The sequence below is a fragment of the Duganella callida genome (assembly GCF_004614165.1).
Classification (GTDB): Bacteria; Pseudomonadota; Gammaproteobacteria; order Burkholderiales; family Burkholderiaceae_D; genus Rugamonas; species Rugamonas callida.
The window spans coordinates 1-17911 of sequence record NZ_SPVG01000070.1; the positions used below are offsets into that span (position 1 = coordinate 1).

Sequence of the window (17911 nt, forward strand, 5' to 3'; positions counted from 1 at the left end):
GCGCCGGCCACCAGGGCCGCCGCAGGTACGCCCGCCTCCACCGGCGCCGCGGCGGGCGGCGCGTCCAGGGTGTCGGCGTCTGGCGTGGTGGACATGCTGGCGGGGGCGGCCTTACTCGTAGCCGTAGGCGCGCAGGCCGGCTTCGTTGTCAGCCCAGCCGGATTTCACTTTGACCCAGATTTCCAGGTACACCGGGCCGCCGAACAGTTTTTCCATGTCCAGCCGCGCCTGGGTCGAGACTTCCTTCAGGCGCACCCCCTTGTTGCCGATGATCATGGACTTGTGCGTATCGCGCTCGACCAGGATGGCGGCGAACACGCGGCGCAGATCGCCCTCCTGCTCGAACTTCTCGATCAGCACGGTACTGGTGTACGGCAGCTCGTCGCCGACGAAGCGGAACAGCTTCTCGCGCACGATCTCGGACGCCATGAAGCGCTCGCTGCGGTCGGTGATGTCGTCCGGTCCGAAGATGGCCTCGTTTTCGGGCAGGAACTTCTTCAATTCCTTCTCCAGCCCGTCCAGCTGGAAGCGCAGCTTGGCCGACACCGGCACGATGGCGGCGAAGTTGAACCTGGACGCCACCTGCTGCGCGAACGGCATCAGGGTGGCCTTGTCCTTGGCGCGGTCCGACTTGTTGATCACCAGGATCACCGGCGCATCGGTCGGCAACAGGTCCAGCACCTGCTGGTCGGCCGGGCCGAAGGTGCCCGCCTCCACCACGAACAGGATCACGTCGGCCGAGATCAGCGTGTTGGTGACGGTCTTGTTCAGGGTCTTGTTCAGCGCATTGGCGTGGCGGGTCTGGAAGCCCGGCGTGTCGACATAGATGAACTGCGCATCGTCATAGGTCTGGATGCCGGTGATGCGGTGGCGCGTGGTCTGCGCCTTGCGCGAGGTGATGCTGACCTTGGCGCCGATCAGGGTGTTCATCAGGGTCGACTTGCCCACGTTGGGGCGGCCGACAATGGCGATGTAGCCGCAGCGGAAGTTGTCGGCGGAGGTCGTTTCGGTGGTCATGGTGTTTCTCTTTTATTTATTGGCGGCCTTGGGCGGGCGCGCTGCTTCGTTGCCGGCTTCGGACGTCTGCACGGTGGCGATGCCGGCCAGCTTGAGCTGGGCGGCGCGCGGCTTGCTCTTGCGCGCCGCGGCCGGGGCTTTTTTCAGCGCTTCCTCGGCCACGTCCAGCGCCAGCTTGGCGGCGGCCTGTTCGCCGGCGCGGCGGCTGCCGCCGCGGCCGTAGACCTGGATGCCCAGCTTGGGCACCAGGCATTCGATCTCGAATTCCTGGCTGTGCGCGGCGCCGTGGGTGGCGATCACGTTGTACTGCGGCAGCGAGATCTTTTTCGATTGCAGGAATTCCTGCAGCAGCGTCTTGGCGTCCTTGCCCAGGGTCTGCGGGTCGACCGAATCGAGGATGGGCACGTAGAACGCGCGGATCACCGCGCGCGCCGATTCGAAGCCAGTATCGAGGAAAATCGCGCCCAGCAGCGCCTCCAGCGTGTCGGCCAGAATCGACGGGCGACGGAAGCCGCCCGATTTCAGCTCGCCCTCGCCCAGGCGCAGGAAGTTGGACAGTTCGAGCTTTTGCGCGATCTCGTACAGCGATTGCTGCTTGACCAGGTTGGCGCGCAGGCGCGACAAATCGCCCTCGTCGATCGCCACATAGCGCTCGTACAGCAGCGAGGCCACCACGCAGTTCAGAATCGAATCGCCAAGAAACTCCAGCCGCTCGTTATGCACACTGCTATGGCTGCGGTGCGTCAGGGCCTGCTGCAAAAGGCCAGCATCCTGGAACGTGTAGCCTAAACGAGTTTGCAATAACTGGAGATTCATTGTTCTGTACGGTCTTTATTCGGTTTTCACGGGTTTGGCGCCACCCTTGGCGGTGGTGCCCTCATATTCGAGCAGCAAACTGGCCGGTCCGACCAGCGGGATTTTCTTTTCGTACGCAAAGCTGATTTCGGTCTGCCCATCGACTTTCTCGAACATCAGATCGCGGCTGTTGATCGAGCTGATGTAGCCTGCGGTCGCGTTGGCGTCGAAGGACTTCTGCATCTCGAGCACCGAACCGCCGGTATTTTTGGCGGTCACGATGGCGTTCTGGATGGCGCGGTATTCGGTATAAGTCGGGATGATCTTCATCGCCAGCACGCCGAGGAAGCCCAGTACAGCCAGGACCACGATCAGCCCGACCAGCGAAATACCGTTCTGCCTCTTCATCTTAGTCCCTTTCGCGCCAACCCGCCGTTAGTGGATGCTGCCGATGCGGCGCAGGTTACCCAGATTCATCCAGACCACAATTGCTTTTCCGACAATGTTCTTATCCGGGACAAAGCCCCAGTAACGGCTGTCGGCACTGTTGTCGCGGTTGTCACCCATCATGAAGTAGTTGCCGGCCGGAACCACGCAGGTAAAGCCTTCGTAGCGGTAGGTGCAGTTCTCGCTGTACGGGAACGGGCGCACCGCTTCGCGCGTGTAGGTCGGCGCCGCTTCATTGTTGAGGATGCGATGGCTGACGCCGGTCAGGTTTTCCTGGTATTGCTTGTTGTAAACCAGCTTTTCGTCATCCAGGTAATCATCCAGCGGCGCGTACTTCACTTCCACGCCATTTACCGTTAAGCGCTTGTTTTCATACGTGATTTTATCACCGGGCACGCCGATCACGCGCTTGATGTAATCCTGGCTCATGTCCAGCGGATATTTGAACACCATCACGTCGCCGCGCTGCGGATCGTTGATCTGGACGATCTTCTGGTTGATCACCGGCAGACGGATGCCGTAGGTGAACTTGTTGACCAGGATCAGGTCGCCCACCAGCAGGGTCGGCACCATCGACGACGACGGGATCTTGAACGGCTCGTACAGGAACGAGCGCAGGAAGAACACCAGCGCAATCACCGGGAAGAAGCTGCCCGAGTATTCGATCCAGGTCGGCTGGCGCAGGATGCCGGCTTCCAGCTGGGCGCGGTTGCCGGTGTTGTCGACCTTGATGCCGTCGGCGGTCAGCTTGGCGTTGCGGGCGTCGTACTCGGCCAGCGCGCGGTCGGCGGCGGCACGGCGCTGCTTGGCAAGGTAAAACACATCGAAGAACCAGATCACTCCGGTAACGACCATCAGCACAAACAAAATCAGGGCGAAATTGCCAAGAATCAGTTGCAGGTTCATTTCTCATCCACTTGTAAGATTGCCAGGAACGCCTCTTGCGGGATCTCCACCGAGCCCACCTGCTTCATGCGTTTCTTACCGGCTTTTTGTTTTTCGAGCAGCTTCTTCTTACGGCTGACGTCACCGCCATAGCACTTGGCCAGCACGTTCTTGCGCAGCGCCTTGACGTTTTCCCGCGAAATCACGTTGACGCCGATCGCGGCCTGGATCGCCACGTCGAACATCTGGCGCGGAATCAGTTCGCGCATCTTGGCGGCCACCTGGCGGCCGCGGTACTGGCTGTTCGAACGGTGCACGATGATGGCCAGCGCGTCGACCTTGTCGCCGTTGATCAGCATGTCGACCTTGACCACGTCCGAGGCGCGGTATTCCTTGAACTCGTAGTCCATCGAGGCATAGCCGCGCGAGGTCGACTTCAGCTTGTCGAAGAAGTCCAGCACGATCTCGCCCATCGGCATTTCGTACACCAGCTTGACCTGGCGGCCGTGGTAGCTCATGTCCATCTGCACGCCGCGCTTGCTGATGCACAGGGTGATCACCGAACCGACATACTCTTGCGGCATGTACAGGTTCACGGTGACGATAGGCTCGCGGATCTCGTTGTACTTGGTGGTTTCCGGCATGCGCGACGGGTTGTCCACCTTGATCACGGAACCGTCGCGCATCTCGACCTCGTACACCACGGTCGGCGCCGTCGTGATCAGGTCCTGGTCGAATTCGCGCTCCAGGCGTTCCTGCACGATTTCCATGTGCAACAGGCCGAGGAAGCCGCAGCGGAAGCCGAAGCCCAGCGCCTGCGACACTTCCGGCTCGTACATCAGGGCGGCGTCGTTCAGTTTCAGTTTTTCCAGCGCGTCGCGCAGGGCGTCATACTGGTTGGCCTCGACCGGGAACAGGCCGGCGAACACCTGCGGCTGCACTTCCTTGAAGCCGGGCAGCGGCGCCGGCGCCGGCTTGGTGGCCAGGGTGATGGTGTCGCCCACCTTGGCGGCCTTCAGTTCCTTGATGCCGGCGATGACGAAGCCCACCTGGCCGGCGGTCAGCTGCGGCAGCGAGACCGAACGCGGCGAGAAGATGCCGATGTCTTCCACCAGCTGCACCGATTCGGTCGCCATCAGCTTGATCTTGTCCTTCGGCTTGAGCGTGCCGTTGACCACGCGCACCAGCATCACCACGCCCACGTAGGCGTCGTACCAGGAGTCGATGATCAGCGCCTGCAGCGGCGCCTCGGCGTCGCCCTTCGGCGGCGGCACCTTGGCGATGATGGACTCCAGCACGTCTTCCACGCCGAAGCCGGTCTTGGCCGAGCATTGCACGGCGTCGCCGGCCTCGATGCCGATCACGTCCTCGATTTCCTTGATGGCGGTCGGCGGGTCGGCGTTCGGCAGGTCGATCTTGTTCAGCACCGGCACCACCTCCACGCCCAGGTCGAGCGCGGTGTAGCAGTTGGCCACCGTCTGCGCTTCCACGCCCTGCGAGGCGTCGACCACCAGCAGCGCGCCTTCGCAGGCCGACAGCGAGCGCGACACCTCATACGAGAAGTCGACGTGGCCGGGGGTGTCGATCAGGTTCAGGTTATAGGTCTGGCCATCGCGCGCCTTGTATTGCAGCGCGGCGGTCTGGGCCTTGATGGTGATGCCGCGCTCGCGCTCCAGATCCATCGAATCGAGCACCTGCGCCTCCATCTCGCGGTCGGACAAGCCGCCGCACAGCTGAATGATGCGGTCAGCCAGCGTCGATTTGCCGTGGTCGATGTGGGCGATGATGGAGAAATTGCGTATGTTGTTCATTAACAGATATTCAAAAACGGGTTTGGCACGACGGCGCAGAGAGACGCGCGCAATACAAAAAAAGCGCTTCCAGCTGGGCATGTGCCCGGCGAGCGCCTTGAAGACATATCCTATACCCCGGCATTTTACCGGATTTCAGAGTGGAAAGCCCGGATTATGCAGCGGGAGTGTACTTTTAAGCACTTCCCGCACTTTATCTTCATTCAGGAAGTAATGGCACAGCTCAGGCTGGGCCAGGTCGGCGAACAGCACGGGCACCAGCTCGTCGTAGCGGGCCAGCAGCGCCGGGTCGTCGGCGGCATCGATATCGATCACGTCCACGCTGAACGGCTGCTGCGGCGTTTGCAGGCGCAGCAGCGCGTCCAGCATGTCCTGGCATAAATGACAATAACTGCGCGAATACAGGGTAAATTGCATGGCGGCGGCGCCGCCTGCGCTTGCGCGCAAGCGGCGGACGGGCTTACTTCTCGGCCTTGGCGGTCGGACGCAGCGAGATGAAGCGGGTGGCGCCGTCGCGGTACACCAGCAGCACCGACGCCCGCTTCGGATCGAGCTTGGCCACCGCCGCGTTGAACTGCTTGGCGTCCTTGATCTCGATGTTATTCAGCTGCAGCAGCACGTCGCCCTCTTCCAGCTGGGCGCGTTCGGCCACCCCTTCCACATCGTCGACCACCACGCCGCCGCTGACGTTCAGCTCTTTCTTCTGATCGGCGCTCAGGTCGCTGACCTTCAGGCCCAGCGCGTTGGACTTGCCGGTGTCCGGCTCGGCCTTGCCGCCCTTGCCCTTGCCGCCCTTGGCGTTCTTGTCCTTGTCGGCGTCCAGTTCCTCGACCTTGACCGGCAGGGTCAGCTCGGCGCCCTTACGCCAGATGGTGACATTGGCCTTGCTGCCCAACGCGGTATCGCCGACCAGGCGCGGCAGATCGCTGGAACGGTTCACATCCTTGCCGTTGAACTTCAGGATGATGTCCCCGGCCTTGATGCCGGCCTTGTCGGCGGGACCGCCCGGCTCCACCAGCGACACCTCGGCGCCGTGGGCCGTCTTCAGGCCCAGCGATTCGGCCACTTCCTTGCCGACCTCGCCAATCTGCACGCCGATGCGGCCGCGCGTCACCTTGCCGGCCTTCTTCAGCTGCTCGGACACGCGCATCGCCTCGTTGATCGGCACCGCGAACGAAATGCCGTTGGAACCGCCCGACAGCGTGGCAATCTGCGAGTTGATGCCGATCACCTCGCCGCGCATATTGATCAGCGGGCCGCCCGAGTTGCCGGGATTGACCGCCACATCCGACTGGATCAGCGGCAGGTATTCACCGGTATCGCGGGTCTTGGCCGAGATGATGCCGGCGGTGACCGTGTTTTCCAGGTTGAACGGCGAGCCGATCGCGATCACCCATTCGCCGGCGCGGATCTTGTCCGAATCGCCCATCAGCAGGAACGGCAGTTTTTCGCCGTCGATCTTCAGCACCGCCACATCGGTGCGGGTATCGGCGCCCAGCACCTTGGCCTTGAATTCGCGCTTGTCGGTCAGCGTGACGAACACTTCGTCGGCGCCGTCCACCACGTGGGCATTGGTCATCACGTAGCCGTCGGCCGACAGGATGAAGCCGGAACCGACGCCGCGCTGCACCGGCTCGTCGGACGGCGCCTGGCGGCGCGGCGCGCGGCCGTTGGGGCCGGGCATCTGGCCGCCGAAGAAGCGGCGCAGGAATTCCTGCATGTCTTCATCGCCGGGCATGCCGTTGCCGCCGCGCTGCGCCTGCTTGGGGCGCTCGGTGGTGCGGATGTTCACCACGGCCGGACCGACGCGGTCGACCAGGTCGGCAAAGTCCGGCAGGCCGATCACGGCGCCGGTCACCGGCGACGCCGCCATCGCCGGCGCCATGCCCATCGACATCCATAAGCTTGCGCCGAGGACCAGCGCGGACAGAGTTTTACTACCAGCAGAGTATTTATTTTTCATGGACAGTTCGATCTCTATAAAGTTCCAGGATGCAAGCGCCCACCGTCGCAGCGGTTGCGCGCGACATGAGGCTAGCACATGGTAAGCGAAAAATCGCCACACCGGCGTGCGAAGTTATTATAAGGACAGCTTACTTAAGGGAAAATGATGTCGGCCGGCTGATCTTCAAGAGGGGCGTGCGCGGGTTCGGCCGCCAGCCGCGCGGCCAGGCGGGCCTGGAACGCCGCGCTGAGTTCCGGTCCGGCCTCGGCCCGCAGCACATCGCCGGCCAGGTGGTAGGCGCGCCAGGCCGCCTGCCCTTCGCTGGTGCCCAGCGCGGCAAACGTCAGCTCGCGCTCGCTGTCCGCCAGCTCACCGTCGGCAAGGGCCGAGATGTTTTCGTGCAGTTTTTTCTGGGTAACCATCGCGTGTCCGCCATGCAGGGTTCAACTCATCATTGCCGCCCTACCAGCGCTTGTCAACCGGCAAGTCGAGCAGGGGGCGCAATTTTTCGGCAATCACCTCGCGCGCCCGGTAAATCCGGCTGCGCACCGTGCCGATCGGGCAGGCCATGATGTCGGAAATCTCTTCATAACTCAGCCCCTCGATCTCGCGCAGGGCAATGGCGGTGCGCAGGTCGACCGGCAAGGCATCCATCGCCGCATTCACCGTTTGCGCGATCTGCTTGCTGGCCAGCATGGATTCCGGCGTATTGATGTCGCGCAGATGCTCGCCTTCGTGATGCAGGTCGGCCTGGTCGCTGTCGGTATCGGGCAGCGCGGGCGCACGCCGGCCCTGCGTCGCCAGGAAATTCTTGGCGGTATTGATGCCGATGCGGTACAGCCAGGTGTAGAAGGCCGAATCGCCGCGGAAATGCCGCAACGCCCGGTATGCCTTGATAAAGGTTTCCTGCACCACATCCTCCGCCTCGGCCGGGTCGTGCACGATACGCGACAGCAGACGCATCAGCCGGCGTTGGTACTTCGCCACCAGCAAATCAAACGCCTGCTTGTCGCCTGCCCGGACCCGCTCGACCAGCATCTGGTCACACTCGCGTTCTGTCGTCACTCCTGCATTCCTCGGTGGCCTGCAGCGACTTCGTATAGCCATACGCTATAGAGTTAGCCCGCTGCAAGAAGTTCACACTGCCGGCGTGTTTATTTCGCTGTGCGTGGCGGCGGCGCGGCAAGCCAGCGCCAACGGCCGCCACGCGGCCGCCGCCACGCTGTCCGGCAGCACCGCCAGCACCCGCACCCGGCCATCCTCGCCGGCCAGCCGCAACAGCAGCAGCCGCGGCCACAGGGTCGAGCCGTCCAGCAAGCGCTGCGTACCGCCGCGTTGCTGGTATACCGTCAGCCGCCAGAGGCCGATACCGGATATATCAAGCCGGCACGCAATTGCGCGCGGCCGGCCGGCGATCCAGCCCAGCACGCCCAGCAGCAGGCACAGCAGCGGCGCCAGCACGCCCGGGCACGCGGCGGCCGACGCCAGCACGCCACAGCACAAGCCGGCATGCGCCAGGCGCAAGCCGAACGAGGGGCGAACGATGACGGACACCGCGATCGACATGACAGCAGCACATCACAGCACAACGAAATAAACGGAGGGGGACCTACGTGAAAGAGAAACGCCAGCGAACGCTGGCGCCTGATTCTCGCTCACCCTGTTTGGACAGGATGAGCAGAGAAATGGTTCAAACTATTTTCAGACTTTGGCGAAGACCAGGCTGCCGTTCGTACCGCCGAAGCCGAACGAATTCTTGACCGCATAGTCGATCTTCATGTCGCGGGCGACATTGGCGCAGAAGTCGAGATCGCAGGCCGGGTCCTGGTTGAAGATGTTGATGGTCGGTGGCGACACCTGGTTGTGGATCGCCAGCACCGTGAACACCGATTCCAGACCGCCGGCGCCGCCCAGCAGGTGACCGGTCATCGACTTGGTCGAGTTGACCACCAGCTTTTTGGCGTGGTCGCCGAAGGTACGCTTGATGCCCTGCACTTCCGCCACATCGCCCAGCGGGGTCGAGGTGCCGTGCGCGTTCACGTACTGCACCTGGTCCGGGTTGATGCCGGCATTGGCCAGCGCGGACTGCGCCGACTTGCTGCCGCCGCTGCCATCTTCCAGCGGCGAGGTCATGTGATATGCATCGGCGCTCATGCCGAAGCCCACCACTTCCGCGTAAATTTTGGCGCCGCGCGCCTTGGCGTGTTCGTACTCTTCGAGCACCATCACGCCGGCGCCCTCGCCCAGCACGAAGCCGTCACGGTCCGCATCCCATGGGCGGGAAGCGGTGGCCGGATCGTCATTGCGCGACGACAGCGCCTTGGCCGAGGCGAAACCGCCCAGGCCGAGCGGCGACACGGTCGATTCGGCACCGCCGGCCACCATCACGTCGGCATCGCCGTACTCGATCAGACGAGCGGCGGCGCCGATGCAATGCAGACCGGTGGTGCAAGCCGTCACGATCGACAGGTTAGGACCGCGCATGCCGTACTTGATCGACAGGTTGCCCGAGATCATGTTGATGATCGAGGCGGGCACGAAGAACGGCGAGATACGGCGCGGACCGCGCTTGTCGTAATCTTCCTTCTGTTCTTCGATCATCGGCAGGCCGCCGATGCCCGAACCGACCAGCACGCCGATACGATCGGCGTTCTCTTCGGTCACAACCACGCCGGAGTCTTCCACAGCCTGGATGCTGGCCGCCATGCCGTAGTGGATGAAGGTATCCATGTGGCGGGCTTCCTTGGCCGAGATGTAATCCTCGATGTTGAAGCCTTTGACTTCGCCGGCAAAGCGGGTGCTGAAAGCTGTTGCGTCAAACTTGGTGATGCTGGCGATCCCGGATTTGCCCTCGACGGCCGCGGCCCAGGTGTCGGCAAGGTTATTGCCGATCGGGGACACGGCGCCGAGGCCGGTTACGACAACACGACGGTTTTTAGAACCTCTCAAGCGATTCTCCTAAAGTCGATCGGGCAGAGTTACGCCTTGACGTGCGCGGTAGCGTAGTCGATCGCTTGCTGCACGGTGGTGATTTTCTCTGCTTGTTCGTCCGGGATTTCCATTTCGAATTCGTCTTCCAGGGCCATCACCAGTTCCACGGTGTCCAGCGAGTCTGCGCCCAGATCGTCGACGAACGAGGATTCGTTTTTGATGTCTGCTTCTGCGACGCCCAGTTGCTCAGCGACGATTTTCTTAACGCGTTGTTCGATATCCGACATGTTATGGCTCCATTTTGTTTGTTACGGAAAGCGCGCATTTTATCAGGTTTGCGCACTGAAAAACTAATTTCGGTGTCTGCTGCTAAATAAACCGAAATCACTGCTAAAAGATACGAACCGGCTTGAATTATAAGCGCCGGCGCGCATCAGTTCATATACATACCGCCGTTCACGTGAAGGGTGGTGCCGGTAATATAAGCGGCTTGCGGCGACGCCAGGAAGGCGACCGCTGCGGCGATATCCTCCGGCTTGCCGAGGCGCGCCAGCGGAATCTGGGTCAGCAAGGCGGCGTGCTGTTCATCGCCCAGCGCCTTGGTCATGTCGGTATCGATGAAGCCCGGCGCCACGCTGTTGACCGTGATGTTGCGGCTGCCGATTTCGCGCGCCAGCGCGCGCGTCATGCCTTCCACGCCGGCCTTGGCGGCGGCGTAATTCATCTGGCCCGGATTGCCGGACGAGGCCACCACCGAGGTGATGTTGATGATGCGGCCGGTCTTGGCCTTCATCATGCCGCGCAGCACCGCGCGCGACAAACGGCCGACCGAGGTCAGGTTGGTGGCGATCACGCTGTCCCACTCCTCGTCCTTCATGCGCATGGCCAGCTGGTCCTGGGTGATGCCGGCGTTGTTGACCAGGATGCCCACCGCGCCATAGGTTTTGCCGATCTCGTCGATCACGGCGGCGCAGCGCTCGGCGTCGGTCACGTTCAACACCAGGCCCTTGCCCGCCTCGGCGCCGATCTCGGCCAGGTAGGCGGAAATCGCTTCCGCGCCAGCCTCGCTGGTGGCGGTGCCGATCACTTTCGCGCCCTGGCGCGCCAGTTCCTGGGCAATCGCCTTGCCGATGCCGCGCGATGCCCCCGTTACCAGGGCAACTTGATTTGCTAAAGTCATGTAAGTCTTTCTACAGTAAATACGCAGTGTGCCTGAATGCACCGGCGATTATTTGAGCTCGCTCAATACGCGTTCCAGCGTGGCCTGATCGAAGATGGCGTCGCCGGCCAGGGTGGCGTCGATGCGCTTGGTCAGCCCCATCAGCACCTTGCCCGGGCCGCACTCGACCACCTTGGTGACGCCGTCGGCGGCGATCTTCTGCACGGTTTCCACCCAGCGCACCGGCGCGGCGGCCTGGCGCACCAGCGCATCCTTGATGGCGGCCGGATCGCTCACCACCGCCACGTCGACGTTGTTGATCAGCGCGATCCGCGGCGCCGAGAAGGTCAGTGTTTCCATGTAGTCGCGCAGGCGGTCCGAGGCCGGCTTGAGCAGCGACGAGTGGAACGGCGCCGACACCGGCAGCTTCATGGCGCGCTTGGCGCCCTTGGCCTTGGCGATGTCGCAGGCGCGTTCGACCGCGGCGGTTTCGCCGGCGATCACCACTTGCGCGGGCGCGTTGAAGTTGACGGCTTCCACCACGCCACCGCCGGCGGCGGCTTCGGCGCAGGCGGCGCGCACCTCGTCATCGGACAGGCCCAGCACGGCGGCCATGGTGCCCATCCCGACCGGCACGGCTTCCTGCATCGCCTGCGCGCGGAAGCGCACCAGCGGCACCGCATCCTTGAACTCGATCACGCCGGCCGCCACCAGCGCCGAGTACTCGCCCAGGCTGTGGCCGGCCACCAGCGACGGCAGCGGGCCGCCGGCGGCGATCCAGGCGCGGTAGGCGGCGACCGCGGCGGTCAGCATCACCGGCTGGGTATTGGTGGTCAGGTCCAGCTCTTCCTTCGGCCCCTCGGCGATCAGCTTGCCGAGGTCGACTTGCAGGGCATCGGATGCTTCGGCGATGGTCTGCGCCACCACCGGGTTGCCGGCAAAGCCATCCAGCATGCCGATCGCCTGCGAGCCCTGGCCCGGGAATACAAAAGCAAATTTGGTCATAACGTCTTCCATCTTTTATTATGGGCAGCAAAGCTATCATGCATTGATGACAGCCCCGCTACCTGCGAGCTCGTTAGAACTCTAATTCTAATTCAGGGTCAAAATTTGGCCAGCACCGCGCCCCAGGTGAAACCGCCACCGACGCCTTCCATCATGATGTTCTGGCCCGGCTTGATGCGGCCGTCGCGCACGGCGGCGTCCAGTGCCAGCGGGATCGAGGCGGCCGAGGTATTGCCGTGCTGATCGACGGTCACCACCATCTTCTCCATCGGCAGGCCCAGTTTTTTGGCGGTGCCGCTCATGATGCGCAGATTGGCCTGGTGCGGAATCAGCCAGTCGATATCGTCCTGCTGCATCTCGGCCTTGGCCAGCGCTTCGTGCGCCACCTTTTCCAGCACCGACACGGCCAGCTTGAACACGGCCGGACCATCCATGTACAGATACGCCTCGCCGGCGGTGGCGCCGCCGAAGCTGTCCGGCATGCACAGGATGTGCGAGTGGCTGCCATCGGCGTGCAGCGCGGACGAGAGAATGCCCGGCTCCTGCGACGCGCTCAGCACCACGGCACCGGCGCCGTCGCCGAACAGCACGCAGGTGGTGCGGTCGTTGAAGTCGAGGATGCGCGAGAACACTTCCGAACCGATCACCAGCACATTCTTGTGCACGCCAGCGCGGATGAAGGCGTCGGCGGTGGACAGCGCGTAGACGAAGCCGCTGCAGACGGCCTGCACATCGACGGCCGCGCCGTGGTTGGTGATGCCCAGCTTCTGCTGCACGATGCAGGCGGTGCTGGGGAAGCTGCCGAAGAAATCCGGGGTCGAGCTGGCGACGATGATCAGGTCGATATCGTTGGGCTGCATGCCGGCCATCTCCAGCGCGCGCCGGGCGGCGATCGCCGCCAGGTCGGACGACTTTTGTTCCGGTGCGGCGAAATGGCGCGCCGCGATGCCGCTGCGGGTGACGATCCATTCGTCCGAGGTTTCGATGCCTTTGGCTGCAAGCTGATCCGCCAGTTCCTGGTTGGTCACCCGCTTTTCCGGCAGATAGCTGCCGGTGCCGATAATTTTGCTATACAGGGTCATGCCACCGTCCATCAAATAGTTGAGCTTGGTACTTCCGAGGGGTCGGTGTTGCGCGGCATCAACTCGGCAATCAAAGTCGAGATATGCGGCAACACGTCATTTTTTGCAGCATCATACGCCCGCTTGATCGCCCATTCAAAGGAATATGCGTCGGCGCCGCCATGGCTTTTGAACACCAGGCCGCGCAGGCCCAGCAGGCTGGCGCCGTTGTAACGCGACGGGGACAGGCGTTTTTTGATGTTGTTCAGTGCGCCGCGGCCGATCAGTGCGCTCAGCATGGTCAGCGGGTTGCGGGTGAATTCGGATTTGACGGTATCGGCAAAGAAGCGGGCCACGCCCTCCACCGCCTTCAGCGTGACATTGCCGGTGAAGCCGTCGCACACCACGATGTCGGTGGTGCCTTTGAAGATGTCGTTGCCTTCCACGTTGCCGTGGAAGTTGAGGGCGCCGCGCTCGTGGTCGAGCTGCAGCAGCTTGCTGGTGGCTTTCACCACGTCGTTGCCCTTGATATCCTCGGTGCCGACGTTGAGCAGGCCGATGGTCGGACGCGGAATGTTTTCCATGGCCGACACCAGCACCGAGCCCATGATGGCGAACTGGTGCAAGTGGTGCGGCTCGCAGTCGACGTTGGCGCCCAGGTCCAGCATGTAGGTCGGGCCACCCTTCTGGTTGGGCATGATGCTGCAGATGGCCGGGCGGTCGACGCCGCTCATGGTTTTCAGCACGTAGCGCGCCACCGCCATCAGCGCGCCGGTATTGCCGGCCGAGACCGAGGCCTGCGCCTGGCCTTCCTTGACCTGTTCGATGGCGACGCGCATCGACGAATCCTTCTTGCGGCGCAGCGCCACTTCCAGCGGATCGTCCATGGTGACTTGTTCGGAGGCATGCACCACGCTCAGGCGCGGGTGCGCCTCGGCATGGTGTTTCTTCAGTTCGGCGCGGATGACGTCTTCGAGCCCTACGAGGATCAGCTCGGCATCAGGTTCGCGTTTGACGAAGGAAACAGCTGCGGGAATGGTGACAGACGGGCCATGATCGCCACCCATGCAGTCGATAGAAATTTTGATTGTCATTGTTATGGCAAGAGGCGGAACTTCAAACTGCCAAAGGCGCCGCGTTGGAACATGACGGTGTGCAAAAGCAAATTGCAGCCGATTAAAAAAGAAAAAGCGATGCTACACAAGTCAGCACCGCCTGTTCCGGGTCCAGCAAAAACGTCGATTACTCGTCGTTCTTGGTTTTCAGGACTTTACGACCACGATAGAAGCCGTTAGGGCTGATGTGGTGACGCAGGTGGGTTTCACCGGTGGTTGGCTCGATTGCCAGTTGCGGAGCAACCAGGAAATCGTGCGAACGGTGCATACCGCGCTTCGATGGGGATTTCTTGTTCTGTTGAACTGCCATGTTATATGACTCCTAATACATAAGTTCTAAAATTCTAACACAGTCGACCGGCATATGACATGCGAATCGAGCCCTACTACTTTCACTGCCAACTTGCCAAGACTCGCTCGCTACACACGCGTTTTGACACGTTCTTTACTACACTACTTATTCGGATTTGAGGCTCTTCAGAGCGTCGAAAGGCGATACCTTGTCGTTCTTCGCCTTGTCCAGCAGGCTGGAATCCGGGCAGACAGCGTGACGCGGCGATTGCGGCAGGGCCAGCAAGGCTTCGTCTTCCACCAGGTACATCAGCTCCATGCTGCGGCTGCCGACAATCACATCGATCGATTCATCGTCGATGGTTTCTTCAATTTCATCCGCTTCCGCATCGTCCTTTCCCAGCATCAGCACGGTCGACGAATCGATGTGGTATGCGAAAGGCTGCAGGCAGCGCTGGCAGACCAGATTCACGTCGCCGGCGACCGACAACGTCATCTGCGGGAAGCCCAGTTTGTGGGTGCTTCCGACTGCGCTCCAGGTAATCGTGCCGGACGGGTCGGCGCAATCCTTTGCCAGACGGGTCATGTCAGCGACAGGCGTGGCGCCCTCCTGGCTGCTGTTGGTCCGACAAAATTCAAAGGTGTCGATCACAAAAGCATTCATTACAGAAGATTCCCCGGAAAACCTGCGATAATAACAGGGTTTTCGTATTCACGTCAAAGCATTGGCGCTTTTTTCGTGGTTTTTGTCGCCGCAGTCAGCCACCGCTTACCGGCGAGAGAGCATATAACATTCCCTTCATGACATCAAGTTTACTCGTACTGGCTTCCAGTTCCGCCTACCGCAAGGAATTGCTATCGCGTTTGCAGCTGCCGTTCGAGGTGGCCGTGCCCGACATCGACGAAACCCCGCTGCCGGGCGAAACGCCCAGCGCCACCGCGCTGCGGCTGGCGCGCGGGAAGGCGGCGGCCGTGGCCGCCAGGAGGCCCGGCGCGATCGTGATCGGCTCCGACCAGGTGGCCACGCTGGACGACGAACAGATCGGCAAGCCCGGCAACCATGCCAACGCCCTGGCCCAGCTGCAGAAAATGCGCGGCCGCGACGTGGTGTTCCACACCGCCCTGTGCGTCTGGGACGGGCGCGACGGCAGCGCCCAGGTCGAAGACATCCAGACCGTGGTGCGCTTCCGCGACCTGCCCGACGCCGAGCTGGACGCCTACCTGCGCATCGAGCAGCCGTACGACTGCGCCGGCAGCGCCAAGAACGAGGCGCTGGGCATCGCCATCCTCGAACGCATCGACAGCAGCGATCCGACCGCCCTGACCGGCTTGCCTTTAATCGCGCTGACAGGCATGCTGCGCAACATCGGCGTCACCTTCTTTCATCAACAATAATGACCGGCACCCTCTTTTTAATCCCCAACACCCTGGGCGAGACCGAAGCGCTCGCCCAGGTGCTGCCCGAACAGGTGCAGCACATCACCGCACAGCTCGACTACTTCGTGGCGGAAAACGCCAAGACCGCGCGCGCGTTTTTGAAACTGGTCGGCGCCCGGCATCCGCTGTGCAAGCCCATGCAGGAAATCCGCATCGCCGAACTCAACGTCAACACCCCGGCGGCGGCGCTCACTGAACTGCTGGCGCCGCTGCTGGCCGGCCAGGATGGCGGCCTGGTGTCGGAAGCCGGCGTGCCGGCCGTGGCCGATCCGGGCGCCGACCTGGTGCGCCTGGCGCATCGGCACGGCATTCCGGTGCGGCCGCTGGTGGGGCCGTCGTCGCTGCTGCTGGCCGTGATGGCGAGCGGCCTCAACGGTCAAAGCTTCGCCTTCAACGGCTACCTGCCGACCGACGCCGCCCAGCGCGACAAGCGCATCAGGGAACTGGAGCAGCGCTCGCGCAAGGAAAAGCAAACCCAGCTGTTCATCGAAACGCCCTACCGCAACGCCGCCATGCTGGAAGCGCTGATCGGCGCGTGCGCGCCGGCCACGCTGCTGTGCGTCGCGACCGACCTCAGCCTGCCATCGGAAACCATCCGCACCATGCCGGCGGCGCAGTGGAAATCGGCCAAGGCGCCGGACTTCCACAAAAAGCCCACCGTCTTTCTGCTGCTGGGGCAATGATGGCCTTCCCCTACGAATGGCAGATCGGCGTGCGCTACCTGCGCGCGGGACGGCGCAGCGGCCGCAACAGTTTTATCTCGTTCATCTCGGCGGTGTCGATCGCCGGCGTCGGCCTGGGCGTGGCGGCGCTGATCGTGGTGCTGTCGGTGATGAACGGCTTCCAGCGCGACGTCGGCGCGCGCATGGTGTCGATCCTGTCGCACATCGAAGTCTACGATGCGCGCGGCGTGCTGCCCGACTGGCAGGCGACGGCGGCCGACGCGGCGCGCAATCCGGCGGTGCAGGCGGCGGCGCCGTTCGTCGAACTGGCCGGCATGCTGCTGCAGGAAGACGGCATGAAGCCGGCCATCCTGCGCGGCATCCTGCCGGAGCAGGAATCGCGCGTGAGCGAGTTCATGCAAGGCAAAAACGCCGCTGCCCTGGCCGCGCTCAAGCCGGGAGAGAACCAGATCGTGCTGGGCGTGGAACTGGCCAAGGCGCTCAAGGTCAAGACTGGCGACAACGTCATCGTCGCCCTGCCCTCGCAGGAATCGTCGCTGCGCAGCGTGATGCCGCAGACGCGGCGTTTCAAGGTGGCGGGCACGTTTGAAGTCGGCCACTTCGAATTCGACTCCAGCCTGGCCTTCATCCACCTGCGCGACGGCGAAGATCTGCTGCACATCGACCGGCCGATCGGCCTGCGCCTGCGCATCGCCGACGCCAACCAGGCGCCGCGGGTGGCGCGTGAACTGAAGAACAGCATGAACGGCAACTACCTGGTGCGCGACTGGACCCAGCGCAACTCCACCTGGTTTGCCGCGCTGCAGAGCCAGAAGCACATGATGTTCATCATCCTGACCCTGATCGTCGCGGTGGCGGCGTTCAACGTGGTGGCCATGCTGGTGATGTCGGTGACCGACAAGCGGGCCGACATCGCCATCCTGCGCACGCTGGGCGCCAGTCCGCGTTCGGTGATGAAAATCTTCGTGGTGCAGGGCTTGCTGTCCGGCCTGCTGGGGGTGGCGGCCGGCGCGCTGGCGGGCGTGCTGATCGCGTGGCAGCTGCCGGCGATCGTCAGCGGCGTCGAAAGCGTGCTGGGCATCCACCTGCTGGACAAAAACATCTACTTCATCAGCACCGTACCGTCGCAGTTGCAAACGAGCGACGTGCTGAGCGTGATCGGCGTCGCGGTGGCCCTGTCCTTCCTGTCGACGCTCTACCCGAGCTGGTGGGCCACCCGCACCAACCCGGCCGAAGCCCTGCGCTACGAATAAATCCGGGGTCAGTTCTGCCAATCGCACACGGGCTCTGCCGTAGCGGCCGCTACGGCAGAGCCCGTGTGCGATTGGC

General features: G+C 62.8%; 21 protein-coding genes. 3 read left to right on the plus strand and 18 right to left on the minus strand.

Annotated elements, in window-relative coordinates:
- Positions 1-111: 111 nt before the first annotated feature.
- From era to E4L98_RS06805, 18 genes are all read right to left on the minus strand, one after another.
- The gene (era, locus tag E4L98_RS06720) at positions 112-1017 is read right to left on the minus strand and encodes a GTPase Era (RefSeq protein WP_135200795.1); all 906 of its coding nucleotides are present in this window, start codon (positions 1015-1017) and stop codon (positions 112-114) included.
- 12 nt (positions 1018-1029) lie between these two features.
- A complete protein-coding gene (rnc, locus tag E4L98_RS06725; RefSeq protein ID WP_135200796.1) occupies positions 1030-1833 on the minus strand; it encodes a ribonuclease III in 804 nt (267 codons plus the stop codon).
- Between the two features lie 15 nt (positions 1834-1848).
- Positions 1849-2220, minus strand: a complete 372-nt coding sequence (locus E4L98_RS06730) for a DUF4845 domain-containing protein (RefSeq protein ID WP_135200797.1) — start codon at positions 2218-2220, stop codon at positions 1849-1851.
- Positions 2221-2247: 27 nt separating this feature from the next.
- Positions 2248-3165: a signal peptidase I gene (gene lepB, locus E4L98_RS06735; RefSeq protein ID WP_135200798.1), complete on the minus strand. Its 918-nt coding sequence runs from the start codon at positions 3163-3165 to the stop codon at positions 2248-2250.
- On the minus strand, positions 3162-4955 hold the full coding sequence (gene lepA / locus E4L98_RS06740; protein ID WP_135200799.1) for a translation elongation factor 4: 1794 nt from the start codon (positions 4953-4955) through the stop codon (positions 3162-3164). The genes lepB and lepA overlap by 4 nt, the downstream gene beginning before the upstream one ends.
- A gap of 135 nt (positions 4956-5090) precedes the next feature.
- The gene (locus E4L98_RS06745; protein ID WP_135200800.1) at positions 5091-5372 is read right to left on the minus strand and encodes a glutaredoxin family protein; all 282 of its coding nucleotides are present in this window, start codon (positions 5370-5372) and stop codon (positions 5091-5093) included.
- A 43-nt stretch (positions 5373-5415) separates the two neighbouring features.
- The gene (locus E4L98_RS06750; RefSeq protein WP_371857198.1) at positions 5416-6840 is read right to left on the minus strand and encodes a DegQ family serine endoprotease; all 1425 of its coding nucleotides are present in this window, start codon (positions 6838-6840) and stop codon (positions 5416-5418) included.
- A gap of 212 nt (positions 6841-7052) precedes the next feature.
- A complete protein-coding gene (locus E4L98_RS06755) occupies positions 7053-7322 on the minus strand; it encodes a sigma-E factor negative regulatory protein (protein ID WP_135200801.1) in 270 nt (89 codons plus the stop codon).
- A 40-nt stretch (positions 7323-7362) separates the two neighbouring features.
- Positions 7363-7938, minus strand: a complete 576-nt coding sequence (gene rpoE, locus E4L98_RS06760; protein ID WP_229257291.1) for an RNA polymerase sigma factor RpoE — start codon at positions 7936-7938, stop codon at positions 7363-7365.
- 99 nt (positions 7939-8037) lie between these two features.
- Positions 8038-8466 carry a protein YgfX gene (locus E4L98_RS06765; RefSeq protein ID WP_135200803.1) on the minus strand — a complete coding sequence of 143 codons (429 nt, stop codon included), beginning with the start codon at positions 8464-8466 and terminating at the stop codon, positions 8038-8040.
- Between the two features lie 135 nt (positions 8467-8601).
- Positions 8602-9849 carry a beta-ketoacyl-ACP synthase II gene (gene fabF, locus E4L98_RS06770; protein ID WP_135200804.1) on the minus strand — a complete coding sequence of 416 codons (1248 nt, stop codon included), beginning with the start codon at positions 9847-9849 and terminating at the stop codon, positions 8602-8604.
- A 29-nt stretch (positions 9850-9878) separates the two neighbouring features.
- Positions 9879-10118, minus strand: a complete 240-nt coding sequence (gene acpP / locus E4L98_RS06775; RefSeq protein ID WP_028104092.1) for an acyl carrier protein — start codon at positions 10116-10118, stop codon at positions 9879-9881.
- Between the two features lie 146 nt (positions 10119-10264).
- The gene (gene fabG, locus E4L98_RS06780) at positions 10265-11011 is read right to left on the minus strand and encodes a 3-oxoacyl-ACP reductase FabG (RefSeq protein WP_135200805.1); all 747 of its coding nucleotides are present in this window, start codon (positions 11009-11011) and stop codon (positions 10265-10267) included.
- Between the two features lie 48 nt (positions 11012-11059).
- The gene (gene fabD, locus E4L98_RS06785; RefSeq protein ID WP_135200806.1) at positions 11060-11995 is read right to left on the minus strand and encodes an ACP S-malonyltransferase; all 936 of its coding nucleotides are present in this window, start codon (positions 11993-11995) and stop codon (positions 11060-11062) included.
- A gap of 98 nt (positions 11996-12093) precedes the next feature.
- Positions 12094-13077, minus strand: a complete 984-nt coding sequence (locus tag E4L98_RS06790; RefSeq protein ID WP_135200807.1) for a beta-ketoacyl-ACP synthase III — start codon at positions 13075-13077, stop codon at positions 12094-12096.
- An 11-nt stretch (positions 13078-13088) separates the two neighbouring features.
- Positions 13089-14150 (minus strand): phosphate acyltransferase PlsX, encoded by a 1062-nt coding sequence (plsX, locus tag E4L98_RS06795; protein ID WP_135200808.1) that lies wholly within the window; start codon positions 14148-14150, stop codon positions 13089-13091.
- Positions 14151-14298: 148 nt separating this feature from the next.
- Positions 14299-14481, minus strand: a complete 183-nt coding sequence (gene rpmF / locus E4L98_RS06800) for a 50S ribosomal protein L32 (RefSeq protein WP_072783806.1) — start codon at positions 14479-14481, stop codon at positions 14299-14301.
- A gap of 147 nt (positions 14482-14628) precedes the next feature.
- Positions 14629-15126, minus strand: a complete 498-nt coding sequence (locus tag E4L98_RS06805; RefSeq protein WP_135200809.1) for a YceD family protein — start codon at positions 15124-15126, stop codon at positions 14629-14631.
- Between the two features lie 137 nt (positions 15127-15263).
- On the opposite strand from E4L98_RS06805, the gene E4L98_RS06810 reads away from it, so the two are divergent.
- From E4L98_RS06810 to E4L98_RS06820, 3 genes are read left to right on the plus strand one after another with little or no spacing between them, the layout of a single operon-like run.
- Positions 15264-15857 carry a Maf family nucleotide pyrophosphatase gene (locus tag E4L98_RS06810; RefSeq protein ID WP_135200810.1) on the plus strand — a complete coding sequence of 198 codons (594 nt, stop codon included), beginning with the start codon at positions 15264-15266 and terminating at the stop codon, positions 15855-15857.
- A complete protein-coding gene (locus E4L98_RS06815; protein WP_135200811.1) occupies positions 15857-16582 on the plus strand; it encodes an SAM-dependent methyltransferase in 726 nt (241 codons plus the stop codon). Before E4L98_RS06810 ends, E4L98_RS06815 begins: the two co-directional genes overlap by 1 nt.
- Complete coding sequence (locus E4L98_RS06820) at positions 16579-17835, plus strand: lipoprotein-releasing ABC transporter permease subunit (RefSeq protein WP_135200812.1); 1257 nt, start codon at positions 16579-16581, stop codon at positions 17833-17835. Before E4L98_RS06815 ends, E4L98_RS06820 begins: the two co-directional genes overlap by 4 nt.
- The last annotated feature ends 76 nt before the right edge of the window (positions 17836-17911 follow it).

Coding starts and splice junctions, on each gene's coding strand:
- E4L98_RS06765 (WP_135200803.1), bottom strand. CDS start 8,466: ATGTCGATCGCGGTGTCCGTCATCGTTCGCCCCTCGTTCGGCTTGCGC.
- E4L98_RS06745 (WP_135200800.1), bottom strand. CDS start 5,372: ATGCAATTTACCCTGTATTCGCGCAGTTATTGTCATTTATGCCAGGAC.
- rnc (WP_135200796.1), bottom strand. CDS start 1,833: ATGAATCTCCAGTTATTGCAAACTCGTTTAGGCTACACGTTCCAGGAT.
- fabG (WP_135200805.1), bottom strand. CDS start 11,011: ATGACTTTAGCAAATCAAGTTGCCCTGGTAACGGGGGCATCGCGCGGC.
- fabD (WP_135200806.1), bottom strand. CDS start 11,995: ATGACCAAATTTGCTTTTGTATTCCCGGGCCAGGGCTCGCAGGCGATC.
- rpmF (WP_072783806.1), bottom strand. CDS start 14,481: ATGGCAGTTCAACAGAACAAGAAATCCCCATCGAAGCGCGGTATGCAC.
- E4L98_RS06810 (WP_135200810.1), top strand. CDS start 15,264: ATGACATCAAGTTTACTCGTACTGGCTTCCAGTTCCGCCTACCGCAAG.
- E4L98_RS06750 (WP_371857198.1), bottom strand. CDS start 6,840: ATGGCGCCGGCGATGGCGGCGTCGCCGGTGACCGGCGCCGTGATCGGC.
- plsX (WP_135200808.1), bottom strand. CDS start 14,150: ATGACAATCAAAATTTCTATCGACTGCATGGGTGGCGATCATGGCCCG.
- lepB (WP_135200798.1), bottom strand. CDS start 3,165: ATGAACCTGCAACTGATTCTTGGCAATTTCGCCCTGATTTTGTTTGTG.
- lepA (WP_135200799.1), bottom strand. CDS start 4,955: ATGAACAACATACGCAATTTCTCCATCATCGCCCACATCGACCACGGC.
- E4L98_RS06805 (WP_135200809.1), bottom strand. CDS start 15,126: ATGAATGCTTTTGTGATCGACACCTTTGAATTTTGTCGGACCAACAGC.
- E4L98_RS06790 (WP_135200807.1), bottom strand. CDS start 13,077: ATGACCCTGTATAGCAAAATTATCGGCACCGGCAGCTATCTGCCGGAA.
- acpP (WP_028104092.1), bottom strand. CDS start 10,118: ATGTCGGATATCGAACAACGCGTTAAGAAAATCGTCGCTGAGCAACTG.
- rpoE (WP_229257291.1), bottom strand. CDS start 7,938: ATGCTGGTCGAGCGGGTCCGGGCAGGCGACAAGCAGGCGTTTGATTTG.
- E4L98_RS06755 (WP_135200801.1), bottom strand. CDS start 7,322: ATGGTTACCCAGAAAAAACTGCACGAAAACATCTCGGCCCTTGCCGAC.
- E4L98_RS06815 (WP_135200811.1), top strand. CDS start 15,857: ATGACCGGCACCCTCTTTTTAATCCCCAACACCCTGGGCGAGACCGAA.
- E4L98_RS06730 (WP_135200797.1), bottom strand. CDS start 2,220: ATGAAGAGGCAGAACGGTATTTCGCTGGTCGGGCTGATCGTGGTCCTG.
- era (WP_135200795.1), bottom strand. CDS start 1,017: ATGACCACCGAAACGACCTCCGCCGACAACTTCCGCTGCGGCTACATC.
- E4L98_RS06820 (WP_135200812.1), top strand. CDS start 16,579: ATGATGGCCTTCCCCTACGAATGGCAGATCGGCGTGCGCTACCTGCGC.